Raw genomic sequence first — 281 nt, 5'->3', positions numbered from 1 at the left:
GGCCTGAGCACCGCGACGAGCGGCATCTCGAGTCTTTCGACGGGCCTGAGCTCAACGAACAGCAGCGTTAGCAGCTTGTCCACCTCGACGTCATCGGGCCTGAGCACCGCGACAAGCGGCATCTCGAGCCTTTCGACCGGCCTGAGTTCGACCAACAGCAGCGTGAGCAGCCTGTCGACCTCCACCTCGTCTGGCCTGAGCACCGCTACCAGTGGTATCTCGAGCCTGTCGACCGGTCTCAGCTCGACTAACAGCAGTGTCAGCAGCTTGTCGACTTCGAC

The 281-nt window shown here is 62.3% G+C and carries 1 protein-coding gene; it reads right to left on the bottom strand.

All coding sequences use genetic code 11. From position 1 onward, the window contains the following. The coding region (locus RT97_RS33640) for a hypothetical protein (protein WP_216595195.1) at nt 1–281 on the bottom strand (281 nt) is incomplete at both ends.

This window comes from Variovorax paradoxus, assembly GCF_000834655.1.
Classification (GTDB): Bacteria; Pseudomonadota; Gammaproteobacteria; order Burkholderiales; family Burkholderiaceae_C; genus Variovorax; species Variovorax paradoxus_F.
Note: the sequence above shows the minus strand (reverse complement) of the source record. Positions and strands in the feature narration are given on the sequence as shown.